The sequence below is a fragment of the Virgibacillus sp. AGTR genome (assembly GCF_016919725.2).
GTDB classification, from domain to species: Bacteria; Bacillota; Bacilli; order Bacillales; family Amphibacillaceae; genus Virgibacillus; species Virgibacillus salarius.
In genome coordinates, this window is sequence record NZ_JAJERH010000043.1 from 1 (window position 1) to 21058 (window position 21058).

Sequence of the window (21058 nt, forward strand, 5' to 3'; positions counted from 1 at the left end):
CGCGAGCCGAAAATCCACTTTGCAACGTGTTCTTCTTTGCAAAGTTAGTTGAGGCCGTGCCCGTGGAAAGCGAAGTAATTAGTCGGAGCATTACCAATATACATCAAACATTTCAAATAACTACTTGGTCTTAACGCAGTCATTGCACTGATTTTATACTTTCTTAACTTATAAAAAAATTCGGCAAATCGTTGACTTTGCCGAATTTTCGTTAAAGTGCTCATTCTAACGAACACCTTTCATAAAGTGCTGAATTTTCGATGAAAGCATAAACAACATAGCACCTAATAGAATCGCAATTCCACCAATAACACCAAAATAAATGATTTCCGTTTCCGGTGTATATAGTTTTACAATTTGCGCATTAATTGCCTGTGCTGATGCATTGGATAAGAACCAAAGGCTCATAGTTTGGGCTGAAAATGCTTCAGGTGCTAATTTGGTTGTAGCTGATAAACCAACTGGAGATAAGCAAAGTTCTCCTATAACAACAAGTAAAAAGCTTAGCACTAACCAAACCGGACTAACTAGACTTTCTGTTCCATTCATTGACGCAGGTATGATCATTACTAAGAATGATAGACCGGCGAAAAGTAAGCCTAAAGAGAATTTTTTCGAAGTAGATGGTTGTCGTTCACCCATCTTTACCCACAATCCAGCAAAAAAAGGAGCGAGTACGACAATAAATAATGGATTTAAGGATTGGAACCAGGAGGACTGAAGTTCGATTCCTAAAAAGCTAAGATCTGTTCGTTTATCTGCGTATTCTGCTAAAATAATGGAACCTTGCTCTTGGATAGCCCAGAACATAATTGCCGCAATAAATAATGGAATATAAGCTAATAAACGTGATTTCTCATCCGCATCTGTTTTCGGACTCCGATACATCACAATAAAGTATAATGTAGGAATGATAATACCTAGAAAGCTGACCAAGTACGTAAATCGATTAATCGTTAGTATACCTGCAGGAATTGTAATGGCACCAACGATGATAATAGCTACTGCACCTAAGCCAATACGTGTAAAAACTTTTTTCTTCTCGTCTCTTTCTAATGGATTTGGAACATACGTACCGGCTAGCCCAAGATACTTTCTTTTCGTGGCTAAAAATACAGCTAGCCCAAGAAGCATACCAACAGCTGCTACACCAAATCCTAAATGATAATTATATTCTTGACCTAATGTTCCAACAATTAAAGGTGCTATTAACGCTCCCATATTAATTCCCATATAGAATATACTGAATCCAGAGTCACGACGCACATCTGAAGGGCTGTATAAATCACCAACAACACTAGATACGTTTGGTTTTAATAATCCTGTACCGACAACAATTAGAAACATAGAAATAAATAATGCAGTAGTTCCAGCCGGAAGCGCTAATACAAGGTGACCGGCCATGATTAACACACCACCATAGAACACGGTTTGCTGCGTACCAAGCAAGCGGTCCGCAATCCATCCACCTATTATCCCAGACATATACACTAAGGAGCCGTATATTGCCATTATTGATTTAGCTGTTCCATCATCAATACCAAGACCACCACTGGCCACCTCTGTATACATATAATAGAGTAATAGCGCTCGCATTCCATAATAGGAAAAGCGTTCCCAAAATTCAGTGAAGAACAGGGTAAATAAACCCTTGGGATGTCCAAAAAATCCCTTTTGCGGGACACTTTGTACAATTTCTTCTTTGCTATATCTTGACATGATAGTAAAAACTCCTTCGTCTTCCTTCAGAATAAACTGACAATTGTTTTTTTCGACAGAATTATGTTACTCCTCTTATTACCATTCGTCAAACGTCATAATTTAACAAATTTTAAGAAGTATTTCAGTATATACAGTATATGTCAGTCTTATGTAAAATTAAAGTAATAAAATGGAAATATTTCTTGATTATTATAATAATAAACAATACTCCATGACCCCTTAAGTAGATATAGTTAAAGGGAATAATGAAATAAGGGCGATATAGTTATAATGTTACACTTTATTAACATTTCATTATTTGTCTGAGAATTTGTTCATTTCCATGATAAATTCCAGCAATCCCTTTATCCCTTCCATATTCGCAAACAAAAGCATCAAAGCAACCGCATTTACTGCTAATCCAATAAATAACCACTTTAAGAAATACATATTCCCTCTCCTCTCTATTCTAAAAAACATAAAAACCTGACCGTTTACACCAAATAACAACGTGTACATGTCAGGAGAATATAATTGTGAGAAAGATATGGAATCCTCACACTTTATTAGTTTATGAATCACTATTTTTCAATTATGACAATTCTTGAGGATATATGTATTTCTAGCTTATTTGCTAAAGGATGAGATGCTATTCATTTATTTTCAATCAGAAAGCCTGCTTCTTTCAATGCATTTTCTGCTTCAACTAATTGTTGTTCGTTAGCTGCTATTAACGTATGAATATGAACCCCGTCAGTAAGTTCGGAAAGATATGCTGCACCAGTTGTTGAGATTTTTTCAATAAATTGGGCTACTTCTTTCCGATTTGATACCATAATAGATGCTGTTAAATCACCATAAACACTATGTTCAATCTTTACATCTTTAACGGTAATACCATGGTCAACAAGTAAGTGAAGCTCTTCTTCTGTTCTTTCGGGAGTATGTTGACACGCAACAGTTCGTTCTACACCACCAATAGAACTATGTGGAATATATACGTATCCTTGACTTGTTGCAATAATTGGTTCATTCCTTGCTTTTAATAATGTGATATCACTAACGATTACTTGACGGCTTACATTTGCTAATTTTGCTAGTTCCCCACCAGTCGTTGGTTCATTATTTGCTTTTAGCTTTGCTAGGATAGCTTTTCTTCTTTCATCACCAAGCATTTTTTTCTTTTCATTCAATCTGATCACCGTCCATTATCTCATTCATCCATGTTAACGATTCATTGAAAACACTATTTCGCCAACTTTCTTAATAGCTGCGCAAGTTGAATCACATCATCCAACGTAGTATCTTGTCCAAACGAGATTCGAATAAATTCTCTTTGCTTCTCTTCCATAACCCCCATAGCAATTATTGTCCTTGCTGGAGATTGAAGTTCCTGATGACAAGCACTTCCCGTTGATATATGAAACCCTCTACGATTACATTCTAACATAACCCACTGACCCTCACGTCCATTAACCGTTAGACCAATTACATGCGGAAGTTGAACATCAGAGGGTGACTCAAATATCGTAAACCGTTTCTCCCAATTGCTACCTAAGTGTTCAAAAAAGGTAGTTCTCAACTGATACATCTTTTTCCAATCTTTATTCGTTAATTTTAATGCTGCTGCTACAAAAGCAGCAATCCCTGGTGTATTAACGGTGCCTCCCCTGATTCCACGTTCATGCGTTTCGTTTGGAAATATTCCTGTAACTCGATATTCAGGTCGTATAAATACTGCTCCCACACCCTTTGGACCATATATTTTATGCGAGGAAAGAGACATTGCATCAACAAATGGACTAATGGATGCTATGTCTATCTTACCAAATGACTGAACACAATCACTATGTAAAAGAATGTTCTGTCCTCTTACCTGCTTAGATATTGCTTCAATTGGCTGAATGGAACCAATTTCACTATTAGCATGCCCAACTGAAATTAGAATCGTATCATTCTGAATGGCATCTGTTAAAGCATAAAAATCTAGTTGCCCATTTTGCAAGAAGGGAATTTCGGTTATTTTGAATCCCGCTTTCCTTAGATATGCTGTACTTGAAAAAACAGAGGAATGCTCCGCCATTGTTGTTATAATATGTTTCCCCCTATCTTGTCGGCTCAATGCTAGCGTAATAATAGCTATGTGATTGGCTTCTGTACCGCCTGAAGTAAAATAAATACCATCTGAAGAAACATGTAGTATAGACGCCAGTTTATCTCTACAGCTTTCCAATAGCCCTTTAGCTTTTGTTCCTTGATCATGAAGACTACTTGTGTTGCCCCAATAACTTAAGGCTGTCTCTTGGTATATTGCTAACACCTCTGGATCGATAGGTGTTGTAGCTGCATAATCGAAGTATTTCACATGAATCTCTCCCTTCTGTACGAAGTCCTACTATTCTATAACACTTGTAATTATTTTAATTATGTGTAATCATATGTGTCAAGACACCTGTAAATTAACAGGAGGAAAGACAATGAATAAAATCGATGTCATTATTGTAGGGAGCGGGATTGCTGCATTGCAATTAGCTTATAAACTCAGTAATCACAAACATGTGATGATTATCACAAAAGGTCAAGTTAAGGACAGTAATTCTTTCATGGCACAAGGTGGGATTGCCGCCGCTATCGCAAAAACGGATTCTCCGCAGCAACATTTTCATGACACAATGACAGCTGGGGAGGGGCATGGAAATGAGTATCGTGTAAACGATCTTGTTGAAGAAGGTAAAAAAGTTATTGAAGAATTAATTGACGCCGGTGCTCCTTTTGATTTAGAGGCTGATGGATCATTGTCATTAGGTGTTGAGGGTGCACACCGAGTCCCTAGAATACTACATTCAGGTGGAGATCAAACAGGAAAGAAGCTTGTGAATTTCTTACTAGAATCATTACAAGCTTCTGATCACATCACATGGATGGAGAATGTAATGGTAATGGATTTGATTTTAAATAGGGATGGTAAATGTATTGGCATAAAAGCCAAGAACAGCAATGAGGAATTGCTGGAATTTTACGCTCCACATGTTGTATTAGCTTCCGGTGGTGCAGGTGGCTTATTCACGCAATCCTCAAACCACCCAACCATCTTAGGAGATGGAATTGCTTTAGCCTATCGAGCAGGTGCAAGCGTAGGTGACTTAGAATTTTTACAATTCCACCCAACACTTTTATCGGCAAATGGTAAAACAGTAGGACTTATTTCAGAAGCTGTTAGAGGGGCAGGTGCCATATTAGTTAATGATCGAGGCGAGCGAATAATGGAGGGAATCCATGACCAGCAAGATTTAGGGCCAAGACATGTTGTGGCCCATGAAATATTTAAACAGGTAACATCTGGGAAATACGTATTTTTAGATATAACTACTATTCATAATTTCAAAAAACGATTCCCTTCTATTTCGCAGTTATGTAAAGCACATCATGTTGATTTGAGTAAAGGAAAAATACCAGTGTTACCAGGGTCTCACTTCATGATGGGCGGTGTTGTTACAGATAGATGGGGATGCACATCAATAAAAGGGCTTTATGCGATAGGTGAAGTAGCATGCAGTGGCGTTCATGGTGCCAACCGCCTAGCGAGTAACTCACTACTAGAGGGCTTTGTATACGGAAGTCGACTCTCTATGTTTCTATTAAAAACGAAAGTAGAAGAATATCCTAAAGATTTTGTTCCTGCCCCAGATAACAAGAACCCACTTGAATCACTTCCTTTTACAAGGAAAGAGCTGCAGGAAAAACTGACACATTATGTTGGCATAATTCGAAATAATGATAGCCTTCAACACCATTTCGCTTGGTTAAATTCCTTTTCAATCGACCCTTTTGCAAATATTGATCAGTGTAGAAGAGCGGATATACAGACTTATTTCATGTGGATTAATTCCGTATTAATGACCCAGTCAGCTCTTATCAGAACCGAAAGCAGAGGTGGTCATATCCGTTCCGATTTTCCGAATAAAGACTACAAACGCTGGCTAAGAAAAAGTATTATCCATTACCGAAAAAAGTGAAACTTCAATCCATGGAGGTTTTGTTTATCCCCCACGGATTGTTAGTACCACAAGGGTATAACCTAAGGACTTTGAACCCATCGGACATTAATTGGCGGTTATATGCGAGATAAACGAAAACATGGAGGTTAATTATAGTGAACACCATGAAGCTAAAATCTATGCTTGAAAGCTTTTTTTTAGAGGATATTGGTAATGGAGATATATCGTCACAAGCTTTGTTTCAACCTAACAAAGAGGGGGATTTACATCTTGTGGCAAAACGCGCAGGAACATTTTGTGGAGAAGCGGTTATTGAAATAGGGTTCTCCATCATAAATCCTTTGATTAACTGCAACATTCACATAAAGGACGGAGAATTTATTACCGCAGGAACCGAAATTGCACACATTAGCGGTCCAATTATTGAACTGCTTCAAGCGGAAAGAGTTGTACTTAATCTGATTCAGCGCATGAGTGGCGTTGCTACCATGACAGCAAATGCTGTGAAATTAATAGAAGGAACAGAAGCAAAAATTTGTGATACGAGAAAAACCACTCCTGGATTACGCATGTTAGAAAAATATGCAGTTCAATGTGGTGGTGGTTATAATCATCGTTTTGGCCTGTATGATGCGGTAATGCTAAAAGATAATCACATAGCATTTGCTGGAACGATTACCGATGCAGTACAAACAGTTAAAAAGCGATTAGGACACACCACAAAAATTGAAGTGGAGATAGAAACAGAGAAACAGTTAATGGAAGCTATTACAAATAAAGTAGATATTATTATGTTTGACAATTGTTCACCGGAAATAATTAAAGATTGGCTACAATATGTTCCTGAAGGTATCATCACAGAAGCTTCAGGAGGAATACAAATAGAGCAATTACATGACTATGCAACAAGCGGAATTGATTATATTTCTTTAGGCTATCTAACTCACTCTGTCAAAGCGTTAGATATAAGTGCAACTGTAAAAATTAGAAACGTATAAATCGGAAGGGGAATTTTAAATGGAATTACTCCAAACGTTAATAGGTTCTCATACTATTCCAGAGAAGTACCTTCATTTATCTAAAGCAGAAATGGAGGAAAGCGTACAACATATTAAAAAAGACCTCGGGGATTCGCTATTTATCCCTGGTCATCATTATCAAAAGGATGAGGTCATTCAATTTGCGGATGCTGTTGGCGATTCACTTCAGTTAGCACAGGTATCCGCTAAAAATTCCAATGCAAACTATATTGTATTTTGTGGTGTACATTTTATGGCGGAAACCGCTGATATTCTTACAACTGCTAATCAAACTGTTTACTTGCCAGACATGCGAGCAGGTTGTTCGATGGCTGATATGGCTGATATTTACCAAACAGAAAGAGCATGGTCAAAGCTAACTGATTTATTTGGGGAATCTATTTTGCCATTAACATATGTTAATTCAACAGCTGCTATTAAAGCATTCGTCGGCAAAAATGATGGTGCTACCGTTACTTCTTCTAATGCGCATAAAATGGTACAGTGGGCATTTTCCCAAAAGGAAAGAATACTTTTTCTTCCAGACCAACATTTAGGAAGAAATACAGCAGCTGATATTGGCATCGAACCTCATGAAATGGCAGTTTGGGATCCTATTAAAGACGAATTGCAATTTACGGAAAATGTAGATGATATTAAAGTTATTTTGTGGAAGGGCCATTGCTCTGTACACGAAAATTTTACGTTAACAAACATTGAACAAGTAAGGAATTCCTATCCAGATATGAATATTATTGTTCATCCTGAATGTCGAAAAGAGGTCGTAGACGCCTCCGATTTTAATGGTAGCACGAAATCGATTATTGAAATCATAGAACAGGCCAAGTCTGGTACTTCATGGGCAATTGGTACAGAAATGAATCTTGTACAACGGATTATTCATCAACATCCTGATAAGCGTATTATTTCTTTAAATCCTCACATGTGTCCCTGCTTAACCATGAACAGAATAGATTTACCACATCTACTTTGGTCGCTAGAAGCTATTATCGAGGGACAGCCAATAAATAAAATAATTGTTCCGCAAGATGTGTCAACATATGCAACATTTGCGCTTCAACGAATGCTGGATCGTGCATAATGTTAAATAAGAAAGCGTGAACCTAGCAACGCATATGGTCTACAGGCGAATAATATTGTATGCTTTTAAATCAATCTGAAATATGGGTTGCTTTCCGCGAACCTAGCTAAAACTGTTAACCAAAAATCGCTTAGCAGTGTTGATCTTAGGACTTTCTGACTACGTAGGTATCACACATGATTTTTCTGCTAGGATAACTGTACGGCGATATGCGTTCCTTTTTGTAGGAATCAAAAGACAAAACTCTGAACTACGATCCACTTATAGCTTCACCCGATTATAGTTCAGAGTTCTCTTATCTCTACTTTCTTTTACTTCGACCTTCTTCTAGCATAACTAGAAAACATACTTTATCGGTTCAACCTCTTAATGAGCAAAAACACTCATTTTAGCGACTTCCGAGTATACTAGTTGCTTTATCTATACAAAGATTTACATTTCATTGTTTTTCACACAAACAAATAAAAATAGTTTGTGGTATGAAGCCATATCAAAGGTTGCTGAACCTGAACCATTCGTAACCACTAAGGTTACTTCTTTCTCCCGAAGTAAGTCAACCTGTCTTTTGGTTAAGAATAAGACTCGATATTTCCAACCATTTTCAATATTTATTGTTAAACGGACGCCATCGTCTAGCTCTTTTATCTCTCTCGTATAGACCGTAGCAACGCCAAAATCTCGCTTCGGTTCAATTTCTATCTCTGGTTGCTCTCCAGGATCGCCCGGTTCTTTATCTGTTTCCGAAATTCTCCCCTCAGAGGTATACGTAAACGGATGATCTGGATTACTGTTTAAGCTTTTTACAAAATCAACGGTTGCATCAATATCTGCCGGACCAGCAACAGGATTTTGTCCTAAATCTTTAATTGGCCCCTCAGAAGTCCCCATGAAATTATTTACTGTTAGTGTATATACTTCATCTCTGTCAATTTGGGTACCATCTGGTAAGGTTACTTTCACTACTTCATTTAATGTTGAATTCCATGTATAATGCAAGCCACTCACACTATAATCTGGTCCATACTGCGAAGAAATCTGTTCATTCAATATCGTGTAAATATCATCTCCGGTTACTTCAACGGTCATCAACGTATTTCCAAATGGCTGAATATTATATAAATCTCCCCATGTCACTTCACCAGCAAGAAGATCATCACGGATTCCTCCGCCATTCATCATTGCAAAGTCACTATCCATGGCCCAATTCATAGCATCAGCGAGTAAATTCCCTAATCCATGATCTCCATCAACAATGTAATCACCAGTTAAATCAGTGGCATTATATCCGATTACGTCATTCAAAATTGGCCCAATTTGATTTTGATACTTCTCCAATATCGCGGTAACATCTTCATCTGGCGTATATTTACTTTGATCAACAAATACTATCTCCGCCTCTTTTTGAATAATATCGCCAGTTTTACGATCGATTTCTAAATCAATATCAGCAAACGCCTTTCCATATTCTGAAGCTTGGACAATTAACTTATTATCTACCATACCATCAACAACTTGATGGTTATGAGCTGCAAGAATTACGTCCACAGCATCATCCACATTTCTGGCTAAATCAGCAGCCTCTCCTGTCGCACCGTCACCATCTTGCTCTGCTGGAATATGTGCGAGGATAACAATTGATTCGACTCCTTGTCGTTGCAACTCCGCAACCGCATCATTTACAGCAATCGTCGGATCAGTAAATTCAATATCTTGTATTCCTTCAGGCATGACAATATTAGCTGTCTCCTCTGTCGTAACACCGATAAAGCCAATATCTACACCATCTACTTTTTCAATGTAGTATGGAGATAACATAGGATCACCACTTCCTTTATACACACAATTTGCACAAAGCAGTGGAAAATCCATACCGTCATATTCAGGAGTACCTTTTCCTTCAGGATGCTCTCCGCCATTTACCATTCTCAGCAGTTCCTCTGTTCCTTCATCGAACTCGTGATTTCCAACAGAGCCAACGTCAAACCCGATCGTCTCCATAACTTCAACGGTTGGTTCATCCTGTAATAAACCTGATACAGGTGAACTACCGCCTATCATATCACCTGCATGTACGACGAAAGAATTAGGGTGATCCTGCTCTCTTTCTTTAATAGCGGAAGTAACATAGTCGATCCTTCCATACATCTTTGATACGCCATCGCCATCAGGATCTAATTCATATTCCTGATCGATCTTCCCATGTAAATCATTAAATCCAAGTAACTGTACTTGTAAATTTTCATCTACTCGGTCCCCAGCAGGAGTATATCCATAGGATTCTGCCTCTTCAGGACTTGCAAAAAATACACGTTTTTCAACTGGTACATCTGCCCAATTATCTGGTACAACATACTCCTTTGTATCCGAATTACCTACATATCGTTGGAAGCCTTTCTGATCATCATTTGCTCGAAAAACAAACGGCAATTCCAATAAAGGTTTTTCTGGATTCCAAATACCAAGCCCGTTATCCTTTGCATCCTTTACAGCAGCCTGATATTCTGGATAAACCTCTTCATTAAATGGTGCAATAAAATACGTTGAAGCGAAACCCTGTTCAACCATTTCTAAATTAATATTCATTCCATCTTCTTTGCGAATAACCTCTGCTAATAATCTCCCATAATCGTCTGTTGGTGTGTCGCCAAGCCGAATGATTACCTCATCACCTGGCTGGATTAAATCATTCATATAAGCAGTCGCAGCATCCCCATGAAATTTTTGATTTTCATTTATCTCATCTCTAGCTGGGTCATCATTATGGGCTACATAGGTTTCCGGTGTATCCATATTAACAAATCTAACTCTTGTTTCACCTAATACTGGATTAGCAATACGAATAGTATCCCCATCTGTTACACGCTCAACTGTCGTTTCATACTCGCCTGCAGCAGATGGTGGATCAGGTTGTTCTGCAGCTAGTTGAAAATCACTTTGCTCCGTTGGAATCAATTGATAGCTGTTATATTGACTGACGATTCCTGTCACGTCATACCACTTCTCTTCAGCTATTTGAGTGACATCTAATGCATTTTCCATGACGCGTAAAGTTGTTCCATTAAAATCTCCATCAATAAAGGAGATATTATATCCTCCACCAGCCGGACTCTCTGGAATACTTGAAAGAAAGCCATTCACACGTACAAGCTCACCTTCAAGCGATTCTGCAGTAGTTTCATTTTGTAATGCTTCTAAGCTTACTTCTTGAATCTCAGGTAGTTGCTGATCTGTTCCCAATACTTCTACACTGGAAGGAACGATCTCTTTTAGCCCATTGTAAGAATCTAACTGGCCAACAACCTTGATTAGATCCCCCTTATTTACATCTGGTAATTCACCTTGTTCAAAAGAGAATAGATTAATGCCGCCAGTATCATCCTGAATGTATGTTGTAAATTGAGTACCATTACTAATAGCATCATTATTTACTGTAACAATTCCTTCTACAGTTACAGCTGTTCTATCATTAAGCTGCCTAGCTTCATCAATGGTAATTAAATCAGGATTCTCTGGATCAGGTTCACCTGGTTCACCCGGATCAACGCCATCTACGGTATGATCACCGAGATATGCAAATGTATCCTTGTCATAATTGGTCCACTGTCCCTCGTCATAGTTGGAAACAGGAGCAATAACGGATGAATTCCTTACTAGTGTTACATCCTTCGCAAAATTACGATCATCCCCAATTATACCAATAACATCCAAATTACTAGCATTTTGTTGCAAAGCAATGGAATCGTTCCCATTGAAATTAATTACATTACCATTTGTTTGATCTGCCACCTCTAATACTGCCTCATCTGCATTTGGATGAGCAATTACATATGCATCGTCATGTGCCAACGTACCATCCAATGTCATTGTTTGACTAGGCTCATTAGCACCATTACTATAAAGCGCCAATTGATAGCCTGACAAATCCACTTCTTCCCCTGTACCATTATAAATTTCAATGGCCTTATTATAGGAGCTACCTTCGATATACTCTGATATAAACAACTCTTCCGTTGTTTCTCCGTCGTCTGTCGCGGCCACAGATGTACTTAATACTGGTGAAAAATTCATTAAAATCAACGTAAAAATAAGAACCAAATAAAAAGACTGTTTCACCCGTAATTTTCGCATCTTCTCCCTCCTTAAGGATAAATAATTTATTGTCATGTATTACGTTGACATGACACACTTTTACTATCGCATAACAAACATTGATAATCTATAATAAATTAGTAAATTTTTGGTAAATTCAAAACTATATTACTATTAATTCTCTAAAATAGTAAATAAGTACCATGAACACAGATTAACTGATGTTGATGGACTTGCAAAAACAACCATACTTATCTATAATCAATTTATGTACGGGGCATTAGCTCAGCTGGGAGAGCGCTTCGCTGGCAGCGAAGAGGTCAGCGGTTCGAGCCCGCTATGCTCCATTAATTTAATCATGATCCACATATAAAAAATACAAACTTAGCCAATTGGTGGATAAGTTTGTATTTTTCTTTATTTAGATACTATGCTACTTATGTGATTTAACAAACATAATACATCTGACATGCTCCTCTATTAGAGAACTGTACCTGCTTATTGTTTGCATTCCATAATCTTTCATTATCCATACAAACGCCCACCTGAATTAGCTTTCCTTATACAAGCACAGTTTTTGGGATATTCACTTTACAATTAGATAATTACATCCAGAACCCTTAGCTATATATATTAAATAGACTACTATCCTTAACACGATTACCCTTTCTAAGAATATACTATATAAAAATCGTATGGAGGTGATTGGATTGAGTAAAAACAGTGAAAAAAACAGTAATAATGCCCCAGGTCAAATTGTAGATTTCCTTTTAGATGCTACACTAAAAAAACATGGGGCATCGTTAAAGACAAAAGAATTAGATGAAAAGGATAAAGAAATGGTCAGAAATATGGTTAATCAATTAAGAAAAAATGTGGAAGAATTTACGCAAGAAAATAAAGATACCAATGAAAACAAGGAATAATAGTTATTAAACTATATTGGATACTAGACAAATAAACTATTTATAAAATTAACTTCCTTCCTATATATGGTATAGCATGCATAATGAAGCCTGGTAAATCAATGGATATGTACCGGGCTTCACCTCTTTCTGAGAAAAATATCTATCTATAGCAATAAATAGGTAGTATATCTTAGTACAATCACCCTTCCTATTTCCACTCTTAATCATAAAATATTCTAAACGAGAAGAAGGAGGAAATAATAGTATGCCTAGATCAAGAGCATTTGATGATGTAAGAGACCATAGGAGAAAATGCGATTGCCATCGATTTAAGGATATCTGTGATAGCTGCGATAGACGCGATAAACACCATCATTGCGATCGTGACAGATTCGATGATCGTTTTGATTCATGTGACAAGAGCTGTGGCGATGACAAAAAATGGAGAGCACTAGACACTTCCATGTGTCACCCATTTGATAAAGATTCCACGGTGGATCAGGAGGCAAGTGGAGAATTAAATAATGTGCAAAAGTCTCTCGAATCCATTATTATTAAGGATTCCTGTGATGTAGAGGTATCCTCATCAGATATCCAAGCTGCACTTAATCTCCAAGTTGCGCTTCAGGTAGCAATTGCTATCGTAATTAGCATTTCGATTGCAGATGGTCATAAAGCAGACGAAATAACTCAAGATCTGTTCGCAAAATTAAAATCTAGCCAAATTAACAAACAACAAGTTTATATTGAAAACTCACGCGGAGTAGAAGTATCCACAACGGATACTGATATTGCTATTAACATCCAAGTTCTATTACAAGTATTGATTGCATTAGTAATTAGATTAGATATTTTATAGTTCTAATAAAAAATATATCACTCCTACAGAAACAAAGGCTATCCCAAATGTCTACGAAGCATTTGGGGTAGCTTTTTTTGTCACGGTAAAATGGCAATTTATAATTTTTTCACTTCGATTCCTGTAACTTATCGTACATAAGAAACCTAGAATCATACCGGAGAAATTCGCTTTCAACGAAATTACATCCTTCTTCACCTAAATCAATAAAGCTTGCACTTCAATTTACACAAATAACTCTAATACCAAGCATTCAAAATAATGTTTATCAGTCTTGCTATCCAGCAGTCTCCTTCTTTTTATAAAACCAGGTCGTTAACAGCCAAATTCCTATTCCCCATACCAAAATGATAGCTAAATAACCCCAAATATCTTCGATACCTGCCCCAAGCTGCACTTCTTTTGCCAATTCTGCCAGTTGAACATTTGGTAAGTATTCAATAAAGGACAGAATTGGATAAGTATTGATTAATGTTTGTAACAACGTACTAAAACCGAATAAAAAGATAATTGGTAACGTAATGACAGATGCTTCTACAACTGATTTCGTTAATAATCCCATTAGTGTACCAAGACCAATATAAAAAACAGATGAGATTATCAGTGCAATAGCAATGAGACTTATACTTGATGGCTCATAATCTATTAATCTTGCTGATAGTATGATGGTTAGAAGTGTCAATAAAAAAGTAACTAAGCTCTTACCACCAAATATCTCTAGAATAGTTGCGGGAGAAAGCATTAAACCACGCAAGGTATTTTTTTCTTTTTCTTCAGCAATAATGGCACTTTGCACAAATACTCCGATTGTAGAGAACGAAAGATTAATAACTAGATAAATCATATCTATAGAAAGCTCATCCATTCTCGAATATAGCACAGCAATTAATAGTGGCATTAGCATTGAGGAAGTAATAAACATATTCTTCGATAAATCCTTTAAATCCTTTAGAAAGATAGCGTACATTCTTTTCATTGAAAAAGTCATACCAGTTTCCTCCCTGTTAGTTCTACAAATATATCTCCAAGTGTTGGTTCATTGGAATGAATAGAGACTACTTGATCTGATGCAAAATAATCGTATATGTCCTTTGCTCCTTCTGGACCAGCTGGTACATTAATTTCTCTACCATCTTTTAGTTCAATGCATACGGAAGCTTCCGCAAATTGCCTACGAAGCTTTTTCGGTTGATCTAGCAACTGAATTCTTCCTTGATGAAGAAATGCTACACGGTCACAAATGTTTTCAGCTTCATTCATATCATGCGTTGTTAAAAAAATCGTTGTCCCCTCCTTGTTCAGTTCACGTAATCCTTGATGAATAAGTGCTGAATTGGCAGGGTCTAGAGCAGACGTCGGTTCGTCAAGAAATAAAAGCGCTGGCTTGTGCAGTAATGCCCTTGCCAAAATGACGCGTTGAAACATCCCCTTTGACAACTTAGCTACCTGCTTTTTTCGTTCTTCAGAGAGACTTACCATTTCCAATACCTCTCCAATCCGTTTCGTTGAAACTTGATACAGCTGACAATATAGATTTAAATTATCCTCAATAGATAATCGACTATATAGCCCACTATTATCTGTAATTACTCCAAATTCACGTCGGTACTGTGGTTTATTTAAAGATGATGCTGGTTTTCCAAAAACCGTGGCCTCTCCAGATGTTTGTAATAATTGGCCAGTTAAAATTTTAATAGTGGTCGTTTTCCCAGCTCCACTTGGCCCCAAAAATCCAAACGTTTTTCCTTTTTCCACCGTAAAATTTACATCTTCTAATGCAGCTTGATTGCCATAAATCTTAGCAAGTGATTTTACCTGTATAATATGTTCCATTCATTTTCCTCCTATGCTGATAACTGTTTCGTGTAACCTCAGCATAGGAAAAAATCTGCAATTCAGCAGTATTTTTACCGTGAATGGAGCCATTGAATGGATGAATGGAGTCTATTTCATTCCTAACATATCCTTCAATTGTGCCATTTTTGATTTGGACAATGGAATGGAGGTCTTTTCTTTATTATTTAGAATTAAACTATAACTATTACGTGTCCATGTTATGACTTCACGTACCTTTTGCAAATTAACTATATAAGAGCGATGGCAGCGAAAGAATCCAAAATGCTCCAAGCGGCTTTCCAATTCATTTAATGTAGATGCACTAGTGAAGAGATTACCATTACTGTATATGTGAGATTGTCCATCATTACTCTCAATATAATCAATCTCAGGAGGATCAAATAGCACGATTTTGTCATTTACTTTCGTTGGTATTTTATTTAACTGAAAAGGCTGTACTTCTGCTTCAAGCATTGGATCGTCTAATATCGAATCACTTTCTCCTTTCTCTGTAGGAATTTGTTGTAAACCTGATTCATCTATACGAAGAACTTGATCAGCAATAGTTAGCGCACTTTCCAAATTACCAGTTAGTATAAGAACACCCTTCCCTTCATGCTGCAATCTTCTCGTAATAGAAATAAATACTTGTCTTGTTTCAACATCGACGTTTAAATCTGGTTCTTCAAAAATATATAACTCAGCATGCTGAAGCAATTGTTTTCCAAAACGGACGCGCTGTTTTTCAGAATACGTTAGCGTTTTTATTTTTTGGTTTTGTTTATCTTGCAGCTGCGTGATACGCAAAAGTTGATCAATCGTTTGATTACTATCGTAAATTGCTCGATAGAATGAGAAATAGTCTCTTACTTTTAATCTGTCATATATCCCGTCCTCATAGAAGGCTAGGACCACTCCTGATAAAAATAGATTTCTATTTTCCATTATTGTAACGCCATTGATACGAATTTCCCCCTTCGATGCCAGCGTTTTACCAGAAATTATTTCTAACAGCACTTTTCTTATATTTAATGTGGAATAAACAGCAGTAATATCTCCTTTCTCTATAGTAAGATTAAATATCGGAAATATGATAGAATCTTTTGTTCGCTTTTCTAGACTATGTATTACTAATAGGCCTGCCATTCGATTTCTCCTTACGTTCTGTATTTTCGTTTATCCTTTTAGTAGTAGTATTAGTTTACTAGATTATGGCATTATACTCTATATTCTTTTCCCCATGACAAATACAATAGATCATTAATCAGCCACTCGCTAAAACTTAATAACTTTAAAAGTTAATTGATTACTAGGACTTACAGAAATAATAATGACTATTAAATCCGCCAACGTCTTTATTTAGTTTTACCTCTTTGCTAAAAGTAATTTTGTTACTTCTATCCTAAATTAAGCCATGCACTTAAGCGACTTAAAAAGCATATACTATATAGATTTTCTGTATATGGCACCTACACTATTCGATTTTTTAATACTATGCAAAGGTGGCGGTCTATAATGTTGAAAGATATATCAGCCATTATCATCTTTCCTTTCAATCAAAAAGTATTCTATAAAATGATAGCTTCTTTACGTGCTCTTCATAAGAGAATAAATTCTGTTATTGTATTTCAAGAAGAAAATGTAGTTTTAGATAGTAGTCAGTTTAGTGATTGGTCTATCCATTTTGATTTTGTTCCTATTAAGAATGACTTAGAAAAAGAACTAAATAATGTGATAGATCAGATGATTACCCCCTATGCTTTATTTCTAAGTCACACACATTGTCTATCTCCACATATCTCCTCAGAAAAGCTTCAGCTTAAACAACCAAAGACAGTGTTAGCAACGTGCTGCCATGACCATCATAGTATTATTTATCTGCCACTTTTCGTATCGACTGCGTATATTAAAAAAATAGGTGGGTTCTCCAACGTTAAAACTCCATTTAAAGAAGCCTTTTTGCCTGCTTGGATTGCGAATATAGATAAATCATGTCAAGTTAACAAAGAAGGTTTGATTAAGCAAGCATGGCAAACAGTCACCTCTACAAATAAGGAAAAACAATTAATGATAGAAAAATACCAATTAGAAAAAAATAAACGAAGTTCTCCTTCTCTTACTGTATTAATCTCAAATTATAATATGGAAAAATATGTAGAAACCGCCGTTGCTTCATGCACTTTACAAATAGAACCATTTGATCAAATACTAATCATCGATGATGGCTCTACAGATAACTCCTTAAATAAACTATTACAATGGGATAATAGAGAACAGGTAAGATTATTTACCAAAAATAATGGAGGCAAGGCTAAAGCCTTAAATAAACTACTACCTTATGTTACATCTGAATTTATAGTAGAGCTTGATGCCGATGATTGGCTAGATCCTAATGCAGTATCCATTGTAAAAAAGTACTTATTAAAGCTCTCGAAGGAAACATCCGTGCTCTACGGTAATTTTAGGAGATGGAAACAAGTAAATGAAGACATACTTTTTAAAGGAATAAGTAAGGGGAAAAGCGTTGACGGAGAAGCTGAGTTGATGTCTTATTCATTCCCTCTCGGACCGAGGATATATCGAACATCGATTTTAAAAAAAGTAGGTGGCTTTCCAGTAATCGATTTTGAAAGTGGAAGGCTGTATGAAGATGTAAGCATCTTATTGCAATTAGTAAAGCAATCTAAGCTACATTATCAGGATTTTACGATTTATAATATTAGAGAACACAAAGAAAGTATTACCAAAAATAACGGTAGCAAATGGAATGAGTTTATTAACAACATAATTCCTAGGATAAATAATAAAAGTCCTAAAATAAATGAAAAGGATTGAATAAGTATTACTTATATATAGCCGACTATAGCTTCTTCACTACTTGTTATTGTAAATTATAAATGATTAAGTAATCAAAAAAATCATTAGAGCTTATTAATAGTCCTAAGAAAGCAAAGCATAAAAACGCCCATAAGACTAGTTCATTACTCCTCTACAATTATGGGCGTAATTAGTTTATCTATGGCTTATAGACCGCTATTTAAAAAGTTTAAAACCTTTTCAATCACATACTCTTGTTTTTGAATAGATAGCATTGGATATATAGGCAACGCAAGTATTCTATTAGCTACTTTTTCTGCTATCGGGAAATCCCCTTCTTTATATTCGAGATAATGAAAAGCCTGCTGCAAATGTAAAGGAATTGGATAATAAATAGCAGAGGCAATTCCATAATTTCTTAATTCTAGTGCAAGTTCGTCTCTTTTATCTAATTCAATACAATACTGATGGAAAGTATGCGCTTTGTTATTTGGTATTACTGGGCTTTTCACAAATTCCTTAAAGTTATCTGTATACCGCCTTGCAACCTCCCTTCGCTGATGCAGGAAAATATCTAAATAAGATAATTTAATTAATAAAATAGCAGCTTGAAATTCATCAAGCCTACTGTTCATACCAATTGATGAATGATAATATTTTTCCTTACTACCATGATTTCTGAGTTTACAAATTTGTTCATAAACCTTTTTTTGATTCGTAGTTATCATTCCTGCGTCACCAAATGCCCCGAGATTTTTTGAAGGAAAAAAAGAGAAGCAAGCAATATCTCCAATCGATCCTACTCTTTTTCTATCATCTTCTGCTCCAATTGCCTGACAAGCATCTTCAATCACCTTCAAGTTATATTTTTTAGCTATATCTATGATTTCTTTCATTCTAGCAATTTGACCATATAAATGTACTACAAGAATGGCTTTTGTTTTTTCCGTAATTTGTTCTTCAATTTTTGCAGGATCTATATTATATGTTTCTTCTTCAATATCTACAAAAACAGGAGTAGCACCGACTTGTGCGATGGCTTCACCAGTAGCAAAGAAAGTAAACGGAGTAGTAATTACTTCATCTCCGTCCCCAACATTTAAAGCTTTAAGGGACAATTCTAACGCATCAGTGCCATTTGCTACTCCGGCACCATACGATGCTCCTACATATTTCGCTATTGCCTTTTCTAATTTCTCTCCTTTTTCTCCTAGTATATACTCACCGCTATCTAAGACATCACCTAACGTCTCGATAATTGGACTTCTTATTAGATATAATTCTTCTTTTAAATCTACCATTGGAATAGGGGTTAATTTGTTATTGTTAAACATCATAACTCCTCCTTTGGCTTTTCATTACCTATACTCCTATAAGTAATCCCCAGACTACTGATCTCATTTTTATTTAGTTTATTTCGGCCATCTAAAACTAGCATACAATTTTTGAACTCTTCAAAACTTAAATCAGTATAAGCATCATGAAAAGCCTGAAGGATTACAACATCAATTTCAGAAACAAATTTATCCTGTAAAGATAAAGGCGAAGCTCCATATGATTTAATTTCTTCATTCGTAAATAAAGGATCATTTACAAATACATTTGATCGCATATTCGTTAGTTGGTCCATTAAAAGTAATGTTGTAGACTTAGTTGGTTCCTTTACATTTTCTCTATACGATAATCCTAGAATGAGAATATTTTTGTCTGTTAAGCTTCCAAGTTCCTTTTCAATCTTAGCAATAGCATAATTAGCCATACGATCATTAATTGTCCTTGCCAACCGTGTCATTCCTTGTTTCAAACCTTTATTAATAAAAAAATATGGATATATTGGAATACAATGTCCTCCAACACCAATTCCAGGTGTGTGTAAATGTGAATATGGCTGACTATTACTTGCTACTATTACTTCTGACATATTTACGCCTTTTGTTTCTGCAAACTGAGCTAGCTCATTTGCAAGTGCAATATTCACATCACGATATACACATTCTGCAATTTTAGAAAACTCAGCTGTTTCTATTGAGCTCACTTCAATCAATTCACAATGTAAAGCATTTTTATAAAATTTTACAGCTAATTCCAAACTCTTTTCATTAACTCCACCAACAACCTTTGGATATTTTTTTAAATCTTCTATTATTCGATTGGAATAAACTCTCTCTGGACTATAAGCGAGGTAGAAATCTTCTCCTAAGCGTAAACCAGATAGCTCTTCTATCTTTTTACCAAACCGATGTTGTGTATCACCAGGAGGAATAGTCGTTTCAAAAATAACTAGTGTACCTTTTTTAATCCCACTAGCTATATCTTTAACGGCAGCATCTATCAATTGATAATCTACATTGTACTGATTATCGATTAGTACAGGGACAATTACAACAACTATATCCGATTTCGTAACAGCTTCTGCTGTCACAGTGGTTGCAGATAAGTTCTTGCTTTTATGAGCTGTCAAAACCAACTTATCTAAGCCAGGTTCATTAACAATATGAGATTTACCTTGATTAATTGTAGCGACAACATCCTTATTTATATCCGATCCATAGACATTATAATTATTATTCGCAAATACTGCAGCCAGCGTTAATCCAATTTTCCCAAGTCCAATTACTGCCACATTCGCTAATGCTTCTTGTTGATTTGTTATCATTATTCACCCTCATTTCTACAAAGAAAGATACTATAACATACGAATCCACTTGTAGAATGACTGTACATTAGCA

General features: G+C 36.1%; 16 protein-coding genes and 1 tRNA gene. 7 read left to right on the forward strand and 10 right to left on the reverse strand.

Annotated features, from left to right (window positions below; translation table 11 throughout):
* Nucleotides 1–225: 225 nt before the first annotated feature.
* From JUJ52_RS14960 to JUJ52_RS14970, 4 genes are all read right to left on the reverse strand, one after another.
* Complete coding sequence (locus JUJ52_RS14960) at nucleotides 226–1719, reverse strand: peptide MFS transporter (RefSeq protein ID WP_121604447.1); 1494 nt, start codon at nucleotides 1717–1719, stop codon at nucleotides 226–228.
* 297 nt (nucleotides 1720–2016) lie between these two features.
* On the reverse strand, nucleotides 2017–2151 hold the full coding sequence (locus JUJ52_RS23425) for a hypothetical protein (protein WP_255637704.1): 135 nt from the start codon (nucleotides 2149–2151) through the stop codon (nucleotides 2017–2019).
* A gap of 203 nt (nucleotides 2152–2354) precedes the next feature.
* Nucleotides 2355–2894, reverse strand: coding sequence for a transcription repressor NadR (locus tag JUJ52_RS14965; protein ID WP_026682492.1), 540 nt, complete (start codon nucleotides 2892–2894; stop codon nucleotides 2355–2357).
* A 53-nt stretch (nucleotides 2895–2947) separates the two neighbouring features.
* Nucleotides 2948–4066, reverse strand: coding sequence for an IscS subfamily cysteine desulfurase (locus tag JUJ52_RS14970; RefSeq protein WP_121604446.1), 1119 nt, complete (start codon nucleotides 4064–4066; stop codon nucleotides 2948–2950).
* Between the two features lie 112 nt (nucleotides 4067–4178).
* Here JUJ52_RS14970 and nadB point away from each other — a divergent pair, with 112 nt between their 5' ends.
* The 3 genes from nadB (at nucleotide 4179) to nadA (ending at nucleotide 7820) form a co-directional block, all read left to right on the forward strand.
* Nucleotides 4179–5717 carry an L-aspartate oxidase gene (gene nadB / locus JUJ52_RS14975; RefSeq protein WP_121604445.1) on the forward strand — a complete coding sequence of 513 codons (1539 nt, stop codon included), beginning with the start codon at nucleotides 4179–4181 and terminating at the stop codon, nucleotides 5715–5717.
* Between the two features lie 137 nt (nucleotides 5718–5854).
* The gene (gene nadC, locus JUJ52_RS14980) at nucleotides 5855–6697 is read left to right on the forward strand and encodes a carboxylating nicotinate-nucleotide diphosphorylase (protein ID WP_026682490.1); all 843 of its coding nucleotides are present in this window, start codon (nucleotides 5855–5857) and stop codon (nucleotides 6695–6697) included.
* A 19-nt stretch (nucleotides 6698–6716) separates the two neighbouring features.
* Complete coding sequence (gene nadA, locus JUJ52_RS14985) at nucleotides 6717–7820, forward strand: quinolinate synthase NadA (protein WP_205389507.1); 1104 nt, start codon at nucleotides 6717–6719, stop codon at nucleotides 7818–7820.
* A gap of 432 nt (nucleotides 7821–8252) precedes the next feature.
* Here the strand turns inward: nadA and JUJ52_RS14990 are convergent, their stop codons facing one another.
* A complete protein-coding gene (locus JUJ52_RS14990; protein WP_205389506.1) occupies nucleotides 8253–11948 on the reverse strand; it encodes a 5'-nucleotidase C-terminal domain-containing protein in 3696 nt (1231 codons plus the stop codon).
* A gap of 235 nt (nucleotides 11949–12183) precedes the next feature.
* On the opposite strand from JUJ52_RS14990, the gene JUJ52_RS14995 reads away from it, so the two are divergent.
* From JUJ52_RS14995 to JUJ52_RS15005, 3 genes are all read left to right on the forward strand, one after another.
* Nucleotides 12184–12256 (forward strand) — tRNA-Ala (locus JUJ52_RS14995).
* 363 nt (nucleotides 12257–12619) lie between these two features.
* Complete coding sequence (locus tag JUJ52_RS15000) at nucleotides 12620–12835, forward strand: hypothetical protein (RefSeq protein WP_026682488.1); 216 nt, start codon at nucleotides 12620–12622, stop codon at nucleotides 12833–12835.
* Nucleotides 12836–13280: 445 nt separating this feature from the next.
* Nucleotides 13281–13676, forward strand: coding sequence for a spore coat protein (locus tag JUJ52_RS15005; RefSeq protein WP_051388425.1), 396 nt, complete (start codon nucleotides 13281–13283; stop codon nucleotides 13674–13676).
* Nucleotides 13677–13953: 277 nt separating this feature from the next.
* Here the strand turns inward: JUJ52_RS15005 and JUJ52_RS15010 are convergent, their stop codons facing one another.
* The 3 genes from JUJ52_RS15010 to JUJ52_RS15020 all read right to left on the reverse strand — a co-directional run bounded on the left by JUJ52_RS15010 (nucleotide 13954) and on the right by JUJ52_RS15020 (nucleotide 16658).
* Nucleotides 13954–14664 (reverse strand): ABC transporter permease, encoded by a 711-nt coding sequence (locus tag JUJ52_RS15010; RefSeq protein WP_026682487.1) that lies wholly within the window; start codon nucleotides 14662–14664, stop codon nucleotides 13954–13956.
* Nucleotides 14661–15509 (reverse strand): ABC transporter ATP-binding protein, encoded by an 849-nt coding sequence (locus JUJ52_RS15015; RefSeq protein WP_205389505.1) that lies wholly within the window; start codon nucleotides 15507–15509, stop codon nucleotides 14661–14663. The genes JUJ52_RS15010 and JUJ52_RS15015 overlap by 4 nt, the downstream gene beginning before the upstream one ends.
* A 111-nt stretch (nucleotides 15510–15620) precedes the next feature.
* Nucleotides 15621–16658 (reverse strand): LytTR family transcriptional regulator DNA-binding domain-containing protein, encoded by a 1038-nt coding sequence (locus JUJ52_RS15020; protein WP_205389504.1) that lies wholly within the window; start codon nucleotides 16656–16658, stop codon nucleotides 15621–15623.
* Between the two features lie 369 nt (nucleotides 16659–17027).
* On the opposite strand from JUJ52_RS15020, the gene JUJ52_RS15025 reads away from it, so the two are divergent.
* Nucleotides 17028–18347, forward strand: coding sequence for a glycosyltransferase family 2 protein (locus JUJ52_RS15025; protein WP_051388420.1), 1320 nt, complete (start codon nucleotides 17028–17030; stop codon nucleotides 18345–18347).
* A 188-nt stretch (nucleotides 18348–18535) separates the two neighbouring features.
* Here the strand turns inward: JUJ52_RS15025 and JUJ52_RS15030 are convergent, their stop codons facing one another.
* Together JUJ52_RS15030 and JUJ52_RS15035 are read right to left on the reverse strand one after the other, a co-directional pair.
* Complete coding sequence (locus tag JUJ52_RS15030; RefSeq protein WP_034679479.1) at nucleotides 18536–19663, reverse strand: DegT/DnrJ/EryC1/StrS family aminotransferase; 1128 nt, start codon at nucleotides 19661–19663, stop codon at nucleotides 18536–18538.
* Complete coding sequence (locus JUJ52_RS15035) at nucleotides 19663–20985, reverse strand: nucleotide sugar dehydrogenase (RefSeq protein WP_205389503.1); 1323 nt, start codon at nucleotides 20983–20985, stop codon at nucleotides 19663–19665. The genes JUJ52_RS15030 and JUJ52_RS15035 overlap by 1 nt, the downstream gene beginning before the upstream one ends.
* Nucleotides 20986–21058 lie beyond the last annotated feature (73 nt).

What these genes read in the sequence shown, in the direction of transcription:
- JUJ52_RS15015 (WP_205389505.1), bottom strand. Translation starts at nt 15,509, where the DNA reads ATGGAACATATTATACAGGTAAAATCACTTGCTAAGATTTATGGCAAT.
- JUJ52_RS15025 (WP_051388420.1), top strand. Translation starts at nt 17,028, where the DNA reads ATGTTGAAAGATATATCAGCCATTATCATCTTTCCTTTCAATCAAAAA.
- nadB (WP_121604445.1), top strand. Translation starts at nt 4,179, where the DNA reads ATGAATAAAATCGATGTCATTATTGTAGGGAGCGGGATTGCTGCATTG.
- JUJ52_RS15030 (WP_034679479.1), bottom strand. Translation starts at nt 19,663, where the DNA reads ATGTTTAACAATAACAAATTAACCCCTATTCCAATGGTAGATTTAAAA.
- JUJ52_RS15035 (WP_205389503.1), bottom strand. Translation starts at nt 20,985, where the DNA reads ATGATAACAAATCAACAAGAAGCATTAGCGAATGTGGCAGTAATTGGA.
- JUJ52_RS15010 (WP_026682487.1), bottom strand. Translation starts at nt 14,664, where the DNA reads ATGACTTTTTCAATGAAAAGAATGTACGCTATCTTTCTAAAGGATTTA.
- JUJ52_RS15020 (WP_205389504.1), bottom strand. Translation starts at nt 16,658, where the DNA reads ATGGCAGGCCTATTAGTAATACATAGTCTAGAAAAGCGAACAAAAGAT.
- JUJ52_RS23425 (WP_255637704.1), bottom strand. Translation starts at nt 2,151, where the DNA reads ATGTATTTCTTAAAGTGGTTATTTATTGGATTAGCAGTAAATGCGGTT.
- JUJ52_RS14990 (WP_205389506.1), bottom strand. Translation starts at nt 11,948, where the DNA reads ATGCGAAAATTACGGGTGAAACAGTCTTTTTATTTGGTTCTTATTTTT.
- nadA (WP_205389507.1), top strand. Translation starts at nt 6,717, where the DNA reads ATGGAATTACTCCAAACGTTAATAGGTTCTCATACTATTCCAGAGAAG.
- JUJ52_RS14960 (WP_121604447.1), bottom strand. Translation starts at nt 1,719, where the DNA reads ATGTCAAGATATAGCAAAGAAGAAATTGTACAAAGTGTCCCGCAAAAG.
- JUJ52_RS15005 (WP_051388425.1), top strand. Translation starts at nt 13,281, where the DNA reads ATGTGTCACCCATTTGATAAAGATTCCACGGTGGATCAGGAGGCAAGT.